Source organism: Streptomyces sp. NPDC094034, assembly GCF_040303865.1.
In the GTDB taxonomy this organism is placed as follows: Bacteria; Actinomycetota; Actinomycetes; order Streptomycetales; family Streptomycetaceae; genus Streptomyces.
In genome coordinates this window covers 54,722-64,632 of record NZ_JBEOUD010000044.1, presented here as the reverse complement: position 1 = coordinate 64,632, position 9,911 = coordinate 54,722, and the positions used below count along the sequence as shown (strand labels likewise).

Annotated in this window: 8 protein-coding genes; 3 read left to right on the top strand and 5 right to left on the bottom strand. The window is 70.9% G+C overall.

The window, feature by feature from the left end:
* Positions 1-98: 98 nt before the first annotated feature.
* The 4 genes from ABTZ59_RS30100 to ABTZ59_RS30085 all read right to left on the bottom strand — a co-directional run bounded on the left by ABTZ59_RS30100 (position 99) and on the right by ABTZ59_RS30085 (position 5,356).
* Complete coding sequence (locus ABTZ59_RS30100; RefSeq protein WP_351420006.1) at positions 99-1,445, bottom strand: ABC transporter ATP-binding protein; 1,347 nt, start codon at positions 1,443-1,445, stop codon at positions 99-101.
* Positions 1,446-1,561: 116 nt separating this feature from the next.
* A complete protein-coding gene (locus tag ABTZ59_RS30095) occupies positions 1,562-2,968 on the bottom strand; it encodes an MFS transporter (protein WP_351420003.1) in 1,407 nt (468 codons plus the stop codon).
* Positions 2,968-4,434: a CitMHS family transporter gene (locus tag ABTZ59_RS30090; protein WP_351420000.1), complete on the bottom strand. Its 1,467-nt coding sequence runs from the start codon at positions 4,432-4,434 to the stop codon at positions 2,968-2,970. Before ABTZ59_RS30090 ends, ABTZ59_RS30095 begins: the two co-directional genes overlap by 1 nt.
* A gap of 265 nt (positions 4,435-4,699) precedes the next feature.
* The gene (locus ABTZ59_RS30085; RefSeq protein ID WP_503003780.1) at positions 4,700-5,356 is read right to left on the bottom strand and encodes a TetR/AcrR family transcriptional regulator; all 657 of its coding nucleotides are present in this window, start codon (positions 5,354-5,356) and stop codon (positions 4,700-4,702) included.
* 210 nt (positions 5,357-5,566) lie between these two features.
* On the opposite strand from ABTZ59_RS30085, the gene hmgA reads away from it, so the two are divergent.
* From hmgA to ABTZ59_RS30070, 3 genes are all read left to right on the top strand, one after another.
* A complete protein-coding gene (gene hmgA, locus ABTZ59_RS30080; protein WP_351419998.1) occupies positions 5,567-6,898 on the top strand; it encodes a homogentisate 1,2-dioxygenase in 1,332 nt (443 codons plus the stop codon).
* Positions 6,899-6,977: 79 nt separating this feature from the next.
* Entirely contained in the window at positions 6,978-7,736 is a 759-nt protein-coding gene (locus ABTZ59_RS30075; protein WP_351419995.1) for a GntR family transcriptional regulator, read from the top strand.
* A gap of 105 nt (positions 7,737-7,841) precedes the next feature.
* Positions 7,842-9,053 carry a type ISP restriction/modification enzyme gene (locus tag ABTZ59_RS30070; protein ID WP_351419992.1) on the top strand — a complete coding sequence of 404 codons (1,212 nt, stop codon included), beginning with the start codon at positions 7,842-7,844 and terminating at the stop codon, positions 9,051-9,053.
* Between the two features lie 106 nt (positions 9,054-9,159).
* Here ABTZ59_RS30070 and ABTZ59_RS30065 read toward each other — a convergent pair whose 3' ends face one another.
* The gene (locus ABTZ59_RS30065) at positions 9,160-9,888 is read right to left on the bottom strand and encodes a TetR/AcrR family transcriptional regulator (RefSeq protein ID WP_351419988.1); all 729 of its coding nucleotides are present in this window, start codon (positions 9,886-9,888) and stop codon (positions 9,160-9,162) included.
* Positions 9,889-9,911: the final 23 nt, after the last annotated feature.

The window sequence follows — 9,911 nt, the reverse complement described above, 5'->3', positions numbered from 1 at the left end:
TCGCAAGGCGGAGGGTCGTTCTCGTACTGGACGTACTTGGACGAGCCCGACAACGCGGCGAGCGCGCGTGCCAGGCGTCGCGAGCCAGGCGGGATGTGTCAGACAGGGCCTAGTCCGGGCAGGTCCCTCGGCGCGGGGCAGATTCGGCGGCCGTAGTCGTCGAAGACATAGAGATGGGCGAGATCGACGAGGAGCGGCACCTGCGCGCCCGTGCGCAGCCGCATGTCGGGGCCGGTACGGACGACCAGATCGCTCGCCGAGATGGCGGGACGCTCCGGGCTGTACGTGGCCGGGCGCGGCGGTTCCGGGTCGTCGAGCGCCACGACCGGGCCGCTGACCCGGCCGATCGTGCGCTCCCTGAGCCGCTCCAGCATGCCGGGGCCGCTCCTGCCGCGCCGCCGGGTGGGCGACTTGGGCCGGGGGGATTCGAGATCGGCCACGATCGCGGGCAGGGAGCCGATATTGAGATGTACCAGCGCCTCGTGGCCCTGGTACTCCATGTGCTCGACGATGCCGCTCAGCGCCACCTCACCGGGGCGCGCCTGGCTCGGCGCGGCGATACGGGCCGCCTCGGAGCGCAGCCCGACGATGATCTGCCTGCCCTGCTGGATCCGGAGTAACTGGTGGTCGGAGCTGAGGGGTTCGGGCAGCGGGAGACGCTGCTTGCCGAGGTCGATGGACATCCGTCCGTCCAGCGGCGCGAACACCGTGGCCTGGAGCAGATTGATCCGGGGGGTGCCGATGAACGCGGCCACGAACACGTTCTCCGGCAGCGCGTACACCTCGCGCGGCGCGCTCACCTGTTGGAGCACTCCGCCGCGCATGACCGCGACCCGGTCGCCGAGCGACATCGCCTCGGCCTGATCATGCGTCACATAGACGGTGGTGACGCCCAGTTCGGCGGTGAGCCGGGCTATCTCGGCGCGCAGATGGCTGCGCAGCTTCGCGTCGAGATTGGAGAGCGGTTCGTCCATCAGAAAGGTGGAGGGCCGCCGGGAGATGGCCCGGCCCATCGCGACCCGCTGGCGTTCGCCGCCGGAGAGCTGGTTCGGATAGCGGTCGAGCACGCTCTCGATGCCGAGCATCCGGGCGGTGGCCTCGATCCGCTGGGTACGGTCCTCGCGCGGATTCTCCAGCAGGAGGGGGAAGCCGATGTTGTCGCGGTTGGTCATGTTCGGGTAGAGCGCGAAGTTCTGGAACACCATCGCCATGTCACGTTCGCGCGGCGGGGCGTCGTTGGAGAGTTCCCCGTCCAGGAGCAGTTCGCCGTCGGTGATGTGCTCAAGACCGGCGATCATGCGCAGCACGGTCGACTTGCCGCACCCCGAGGGGCCGAGGAGCACCACGAACTCGCCTGGTGCGATATCGATCGAGAAGCGGTCGACGGCGCGGGTGGAGCGTCCGTACACCTTGCTGACGCTGTGCAGAGAGATGGCGCGAGTCATGAATGGTTCCGCCCGGGAAGGAGAAAGGTGGAGCGGGTGGGACGCCTGAAGTTAGCCGACTACGCGCTGTCAGGGAATGACTCTCGCGAAGGTTCGGTGACCTTGCGGGACCTGACTCAGGGGGTGTCGCGTGCCGGGGCGGGGTGGCTGCCCGGTTCCACGCCGATGCCCGTACCGGTGGCGGTGTCCGTACCGGTCGCGGCGTCCGAACCAGGGCCGGTGGCGGCGTCCGAACCAGGGCCGGTCGCGGTGTCGGAGCCGGGGCCGGTCGCGGTGTCCGAACCGGAGCCGGTACCCGGCGAGGTCCCCGGCGGTGCGACCGCGGGTGTTCCGCCCGACGTGCGCAGGCCGAGTCCGGCCGCGGCCACCAAGAGCGCGCCGAGCATGACGAACGGCGCGGCCATGCCCGCGACTCCCGCGACCAGACCGGCGGAGGCCGGGGCGGCGACCTGGCCGAGCCGATTGCCGGTGAGCCGCAGCGCGAGCGCGGTGGAGCGGGCCTCGTCCGGGGCGGCCCGTACGACGGTCGTCATCGACAGCGGCTGCCCGACGCCCAGACAGAACCCGAGCGCCGCGAGCATCAGGGCGAGCCCCCACACCGGTACGGGCAGGGCGATGCCCGCGCACAGCAGTCCGCCGAGCAGACAGGTGGAGGTGAGCAGGACCGTACGGCCGAGCCACCGGAGCATCGGGCTCATCACCAGCCGGCAGGCGATGGTGGCCGCGGCACGCAGGCTGAGCAGCAGCCCGATCACGGTGGGCGCGATCCCTCGCTCCTCACCGATGACCGGCAGATAGGCGGTGAGGACATCGGTCGCGGAGAGCACGGCCAGGCTGATGAAGATGCCCGCCGGCACTCCCCGGGTCCGCAGGATCCGGCGGACCGGGACCTTGGCGGCGCGGCGCCCGGCGGGGGTGTCGGGGGCCGTACGCGCCTCTATCCGCCACAGAGAGGTGAAGGAGACCGCCGCGGCGGCGGCCGAGACGAGCAGCGCGAGGGCGCTCGTACGCGCCATCTCGCCGCCCTGGCCGGAGACCAGCAGCCCGGCCGCGACCGGTCCCGCCAGCTGACCGAGGGAGGCGCCGATGGTGAAGTGGCCGAAGTTGCGGTCCTGTTCGTCAGGGGCGCTGCGGCGGGCGACGATCGACTGGGCGCCGATGACGAAGCAGAGGTGGCCGAGGCCCATCACCCCGCTCCAGGCGGCCAGTTCTGGCAGGGAGCCCGCCGTGCCGCTGAGCGCGCAGCCGACCGAGATCAGCACCAGGCCGGCCACCAGCAGAGGGGCGCACCGTCCGTGGTCGGTCCTGCGGCCGAGCGGTACGGCGACGAAGAGCGGCAGCAGCGCGTAGACGGCCGTGATCACACCGATCGCGCGCTCGTCCGCGCCCACGGCGAGCGCCCGGTAGGAGACCGCCGGCCGCGCCATCGACACCGCGCCCTGCGCGAAGCCGAAGGCGATGACCAGACGCAGGAGCCAGCCTCTCCCACCGGGCGCCCCCACCGGGGCCGGAGCGGAAACCATCAGATGATGCCGAAGAGGACTCCGGCGGCGAGCACCACCAGCGAGGTGAGCGCCGCCCACTTGACGGTGAACTTGGTGTGGTCGCCGAACTCGACCTTGGCCATGCCCACGAGGACGTAGACGGCGGGCACGAGCGGGCTCGACATGTGGAGCGGCTGGCCGACGAGCGAGGCGCGGGCTATCTCCAGCGGGGAGACGCCATGGGCGGCGCCGGCCTCTGCGAGCACGGGCAGGACTCCGAAGTAGAAACCGTCGTTGGACATGAAGTAGGTGAGCGGCACGCTCAGTACACCGGTGACGATGGCCATGTGCGGGCCCATGCCGTCCGGAATGGCGCCGACGAGCCAGTCGGCCATGTGCTGGACCATACCGGTGCCGGTGAGGACACCGGTGAAGACGGCGGCGGCGAAGACCATACCGGAGACGTTCAGAACGTTTTCCGCGTGGGCACCGATCCGGGCCTTCTGTTCGGCCATGTTGGGGTAGTTGACGGTGAGGGCGAGGGCCGCGCCGAGGAGGAAGAGGACCGGGATCGGCATCAATTCCATGATCATCGCGGTGAGCAGGGCGACCGTCAGCCCGGCGTTGAACCAGTAGAGACGGGGGCGCAGGGTCGCGCGGTGGGGGTCGAGACCCTGGAAGCCCTCGTCGCCGGACGTTCCGTCGTCGCCGGTGGCGTCCGTACCGCCGCCGTCGCTGCCGCTGCCGCCGAGGGCCTTGCCCGTACCGGTACCGCCGGTCCTGCCGGCTCCGCTGCCGCCGCCGACGACCGTCGTGGTCGTACCGCTTCCCGCCTCGACCAGTACGGTCTCGCTCCTGGTCCCCGTCTCCAGCACCTCGTCGAGGGTGAGGACGCCCAGCCGCTTGCGCTCCCGGAGGCCCAGCACATAAGCGAGGAAGAACACGGCGAGCAGTCCGACGCCGAGCGCCGGGATCATCGGGACGAACACATCGCCGGCGTCGACCTTGAGCGCGGTCGCCGCACGGGCCGTCGGGCCGCCCCAGGGCAGGGTGTTCATCACGCCGTTCGCGGTGGCGGCGACGCCGGTCATCACGATCCGGCTCATCCCGAGCCGCTTGTAGAGCGGATACATCGCGGAGACGGTGATCATGAAGGTGGTGGAGCCGTCACCGTCCAGGGAGACGATCGCGGCGAGCACGGCCGTACCGACGACGATCCGCATCGGGTCGGCCTTGCAGAAGCGCAGGATGCCCCGGACGATCGGATCGAAGAGCCCGACGTCGATCATCACGCCGAAGTAGACGATGGCGAACATCAGCATGGCGGCGGTGGGCGCGAGGTCGCCGACGCCCTTGATGACATAGTCACCCAGCTGTCCCCCCTGCCCTACGAGAACGCAGAAGAGTGCTGGGATGAGCACCAGCGCCGCGATCGGCGACATCTTCTTCATCATGATCAGCACCAGGAAGGTGGCGATCATGACGAAGCCGAGGATGGTCAGCATTTAGGAGGCCCCTCACGTTCACCTTTGAACTCCCGCCGGGGGCGGCGGTCCGGATGACGTTAGGGCTGGCCTCCAGCCGTTAACAAGATGTTGACATGCGAGCAATACGAGCAAAAGCCCAGGTCACAGCGGGGGTGGTAAAGGGGAGCCAGAGAGTTGGGGTGGCCCGCGACAGTTCGACGGGCAAGCCGTTGAGCACCGTCGCGCCCGAGAGCGGGTCGGGCCGGGGGCCGAGGTGGGGGAAGGGATGGGGAAAGAGGAAACCTCAGTCGAACGTCCTGGCCAGATAGGCCCGCAGCAGCTTCCTCGTCTCCCCCACGATCCAGGGATCACCGGCCGGATCCATCCGGAACGCCAGCTGGAGCAGCGCGTCGGCGGCCTCGGTGGCGACCAGGACCGTGCGGTGCAGAGCCGGGTCGGGCGCCCGGCCGAGATGGCCGGCGAGCAGTCCGGCGAGGCGTCTGGCGACCCGGTGGTTGGGGTCGGTCGCCGGGTCGACGGGGATACGGTCGAGTGGCTGCGGCCGGGTGCCCAGCGGGAGTTGGGCCCCGAAGTCCACCAGCGAGAAGCCGGGCACAGTGCGCTTCATGGAGAGGTATTCGTCCATGACGGCGTCGATGGCGCCCCGCCAGTCGTTCGGGTCGAGCCTCGTGAGCCGGTCCGCGATGCCCTCGGTATAGCTGTCGAGATTGCGCCTTCCGAGTGCGTCCGCCATGGCCCGCTTGTTGACGAAGAAGCGATAGACCGAGCCGATGGGAACGCCCGCGCGAGCGGCGACGGCCCGGGTGGACAACTGCTCGTATCCGCCCTCGTCGAGGAGCACTCCGCAGGCGTCGAGGATCCGGGCCAGCCGCTCCGTGCTGCGCTGCTGCACAGGTACTTTGCGCAGCCCTCCGACCTCGGATTCTTCGTCGGCCGCCACGTCCTCGCCGACATCGGCGTCGGGGACGGATTCGGGCTCGGGCTCGGGTTCGGCGCCTGCGCTGGGCTCGGCGTCGGGCTGCGTATGCGTACGGTCGCGTGACACGGGATCCATGATGCCGCTCGGTCCCGTTGACGCAGCGCACCACTAATCCTACGGTAGTCCATAGGATTAACCTTCCGGGATTCCTTGATCGAGGAGTGCATGCGGATGACGAACGACATCGAGCGGGCGCGGAAGACGGCCGGGGAGCTGGACCACTCCTCGGGCTTCGGCAATGAGCACAGCTCCGAGGCCGTGCCGGGGGCGCTGCCGGTGGGCCGCAACGCGCCCCAGCGCGCGCCGCTCGGTCTCTACGCGGAACAGCTGAGCGGCAGCGCGTTCACCGAGCCCCGCGCGCACAACCGGCGGTCCTGGCTGTACCGGATCCGCCCGTCGGCGGCGCATCCGCCGTTCGCCCGGATCGACAACGGCTCGGTCCGTGGCGCCCCGTTCACCGAGACCGTGCCCGACCCCAACCGGCTGCGCTGGGACCCGCTGCCCGAGCCCGCCCCCGGCACCGACTTCCTGGCCGGTCTGTGGACACTGGGCGGCAACGGCGACGCGGCGCAGCGCACGGGGATGGCGATTCATCTCTACTACGCCAACTCCCCCATGACGGACCGGGTGTTCAGCGACGCGGACGGCGAACTGCTGATCGTTCCCGAACACGGCGGACTGCTGATCCGTACGGAGCTCGGCCTGCTCGCGGCCCAGCCGGGCGAGGTGGCGCTGGTACCGCGCGGGATGCGCTTCCGGGTCGAGCTGCTGGACGAGACGGCACGCGGCTATGTCTGCGAGAACCACGGCCGGCCGTTCGTCCTGCCCGACCTCGGGCCGATCGGCGCCAACGGCCTGGCCAACGCGCGTGACTTCCGCGCGCCGGTCGCCGCGTACGAGGACATCGAGCGGCCGACCCAGGTGGTCAACAAGTTCTGCGGCAATCTCTGGGCCGCCACCTATGACCACTCCCCGCTCGATGTGGTGGCCTGGCACGGCAATCATGTGCCGTACGTCTACGATCTGCGCCGCTTCAATGTCATCGGGAGCATCAGCTATGACCATCCCGATCCGTCGATCTTCACGGTGCTGACATCACCGTCCGAGACCCCGGGCCTCGCCGGAGTCGACTTCGTCGTCTTCGCGCCGCGCTGGCTGGTCGGTGAGGACACGTTCCGGCCGCCGTACTTCCACCGCAATGTGATGAGCGAGTACATGGGCCTGATCGAGGGCGCGTACGACGCCAAGACGGCGGGCAAGGGGGGCTTCGTCCCCGGTGGCGGCTCGCTGCACAACATGATGTCGGCGCACGGCCCCGACCGGGAGACCTTCGACCGGGCGAGCGCCGCCGAGCTCAGGCCACAGAAGATCGACGACGGGCTGGCCTTCATGTTCGAGACCCGGTGGCCGGTGACGGCGACCGGGCAGGCGGCGGGTGCCACCCATCTTCAACACGGTTACGACAACGTATGGCAAGGTCTGGAACGCCACTTCAGGCCATGACCCGGAGTGACCCGGAGTCTCGGACACGCAGTCGCGGAGGTGCCACCGTTTTGGAGTCGCCACAGCCGGGGAGTCGCCGGTGACCTCCTTCGCCCCGGACTCGCTGATCCTGAACCGCAAGCTTCCGCTCTGGTATCAGGTCTCGCAGTCGCTGCGCGCCTCGATACTGGGCCGCCGGCCGCACGATCCGCTCCGGCTGCCGACCGAGGAACAGCTCGCCTCGCACTACGGCGTCAGTGTGTTGACGATGCGTCAGGCCCTCAAGGAGCTGGAGAAGGAGGGCCTGATCAGCCGGCACCGGCGGCGCGGCACCTTCATAGAACCGGGCGCCCGGCGCGGCGCCCCGCGCCGGCTGCTCGGCTCGATCGACGCGATCGTGGCCCAGCAGTCCGGTGAGCTGACCACGCTCCTCGGCCATGGCCCGGCCCCGGTGCCCGGCGAACTCGCGGAGTACTTCCCCGGGGCGGACGAGGTGATCACGTACCGCAGGCTGCGCTGCGACGGCGAGAGCGGCGAACCCGTCAACTGGGCGGAGAACGCGGTCCGCCCGGACATCGCGGCCGGCATCGAGGTGACCGATCTGGAGCGCTGGCCGATGACGAAGGTGCTGCGCGACATGGTCGGGATCCGGATCAGCCGGATCACGGACACGGTGGAGGCCCGGCTCGCGGACCCGGTCACGGCCGAGCTGCTGCGGGTGCCGCTGCTGAGCCCGATCCTGCACTACACGGGGGTGACATACGACGAGAGCGGCCGGGTCGCCGATGTGGCGCGGATCCACTACCGGGGGGACCGGTTCGCCTTCTCGGTCACGGTCGAGGCGGACCTCATGGGGTAGGCCCTGTCCCCGTTTCCCAGGGGGGCAAACCGCCCCGGCGGCCGGTACGCGGTGGCCGATAGCATGCCATCGAGGGCGCACAGACCGACGGGAGGGACGGTCCGCATGACGGCGACGCGGTCCGGGGCCACGGACGAGAGCCCGCTGCTCAGCGATCTCATGCCGTGGTCGACGCCCCCGCTGCGGTTCGGCAGGGAGTGGATCCTCGCCCCCGACCGGCCCTCCCTCACCGCGCGCTGGGACCGGCTCGTACGGGCCGAGGGCGCCGAGCGAGAGGCGCTGTTCGGGCCGACCCGGGCGCGTACGCCGTACAGCGCGGTCGCCGCGCTGCCGGGCCGGGCCACCGGTACCGGGCGGTTCGCGCGGGAGTCGGGGCGGTGCCCCGAACCGGTCCGCGTACTGCACGGGCCGTTCGACGAGCAGTGGCTGATCCCCGACCACCGGCTGATCGACGCGGCCCGCCCCGAGCTGTGGCGGGTCGCCGACGACCATCAGGTCTTCGCCATGGAGCAGGGGTTCGTACCGGCGGCGGCCGGGCCCGCGCTGCTGGTCGGCGCGGTGCTCCCGGACGGCCGCTCCCCGGCCGGGCGGCCGGGCAGGATCCGGCCGCTCTACCGCCGTCCCGGCGGTGTGGAACCCAATCTGGCCCCCGGGCTGACCGCCCTGCTGGCCGCGCGGTACGGCCAGGAGGTCACCGCCGAGGACGTGCTCGCCTGGGCCCTGGCGGTCGCCGTGGGCACCCCGGCCGGCTGCGCGGTCCCGCTGACCGCCGATCCCGCCGTGTGGGCCTCCGGGGTCGAGTTGGGGCGGCGGCTGACGCGGATCCAGTTGCGCGGGGCGCACGGGGGTGAGCGCCCCCGGCTGCCCGGTGGCCGCCGTCCCTATGTGCGGGCCGCCGTTCCGGCCCGGCCGGAGGCGATCGCGTACGACCCCGGGGACGAGGTGCTCCGGCTCGGCTCCGGCCGGATCTCCCCCGTACCGGCCGGGGCGTGGGAGTTCACGGTGGGCGGCGTACGGACGCTGGAGCTGTGGTTCAAGCGCCGTACGGCCCGCCCCGAGCCGGGGACGCTGGCGGCGATCCGCCCGTCGGAGTGGCCGCGGGAGTGGACCTCGGAACTGCTTGAGCTGATCACCGTCCTGGCGCTGCTGGCCGAACTCCGGCCGCTTCAGGCCCGGTTGCGCGGGGACGGCCCGGAGATCGGTACGGCGGAGCTGCGCGCCGCGGGCGTGCTGCCGGTCCCGGCGGCGGCCCGGCGGCCGGCCTCCGTGCTGGACCATCATGAGGAGGGACCGGACGGCCAGTTCGCGCTGATCTGACCCGGGCCCGTCTGACCGCGGCCCGTCCGACCCGGGCCTGTCCGACCCAGGGCGCCGTCCGCCCGGAGGGCGGGGCTCGCGCCCGCCGCGCGGCGGCCGGGGCGTATCAGGACGTCTTGGGCCGCCGGGCGTCGAACCCGTCGAGGACCCGCGCGAGCGCCCGGTCGAAGACGGCCTCCATGTCGACCGGTCCCGAATCCTCCGCGAACGCCGCCGCCATGCGTGGATAGCGGCCGGAGGCGATCTCACGCCCCAGATAGGCCATGCGCACGGCGTGCTCCTTCTCCGCCGACCAGGGCAGGGACTTGGTGCGCTCGGCGGTCTGGAGCTCATTGGCGACATAGGTCGTCACGACCCCGTTGACCATGGCCACCAGCTCCATTTTCTCGCCGAAGGACACATCCAACTCGTCCAGGCAGCTCAGGCTGTATTCGAGGTACCGCATCGTGTTCGGGCTCAGCCCGTAGACCGCCGACATCAGCCGGGACATCCAGGGATGCCGGTGCATGATCGCGCGGGCCCGGTGCGCGAGGGCCGTCAGATCGGCCCGCCAGTCCCCGGTGGGCTTCTCGGGCAGGTCGTACTCACCGGAGACCCGGTCGACCATCAGCTCGTACAGATCCTCTTTGCGCGGCACGTAGTTGTAGAGCGACATCGTGCCGCAGCCCAGTTCGGCGGCGACATGGCGCATGGTCACGGCGTCGAGGCCGCCCGCGTCGGCGATACGGCAGGCCGCCGCCGCGATGTCGGCGCGGCTGAACGCCGGCTTGGGGCCGCGTCCTGACCGTTCCGGGCGTGCCCAGATCACTTCGGGTTCAGCAGGTCGCCCCGCCATCGATCATCACCTCGTCCACCATC

What these genes read in the sequence shown, in the direction of transcription:
- ABTZ59_RS30100 (WP_351420006.1), bottom strand. Translation starts at nt 1,445, where the DNA reads ATGACTCGCGCCATCTCTCTGCACAGCGTCAGCAAGGTGTACGGACGC.
- ABTZ59_RS30095 (WP_351420003.1), bottom strand. Translation starts at nt 2,968, where the DNA reads ATGGTTTCCGCTCCGGCCCCGGTGGGGGCGCCCGGTGGGAGAGGCTGG.
- ABTZ59_RS30090 (WP_351420000.1), bottom strand. Translation starts at nt 4,434, where the DNA reads ATGCTGACCATCCTCGGCTTCGTCATGATCGCCACCTTCCTGGTGCTG.
- hmgA (WP_351419998.1), top strand. Translation starts at nt 5,567, where the DNA reads ATGACGAACGACATCGAGCGGGCGCGGAAGACGGCCGGGGAGCTGGAC.
- ABTZ59_RS30070 (WP_351419992.1), top strand. Translation starts at nt 7,842, where the DNA reads ATGACGGCGACGCGGTCCGGGGCCACGGACGAGAGCCCGCTGCTCAGC.
- ABTZ59_RS30065 (WP_351419988.1), bottom strand. Translation starts at nt 9,888, where the DNA reads ATGGCGGGGCGACCTGCTGAACCCGAAGTGATCTGGGCACGCCCGGAA.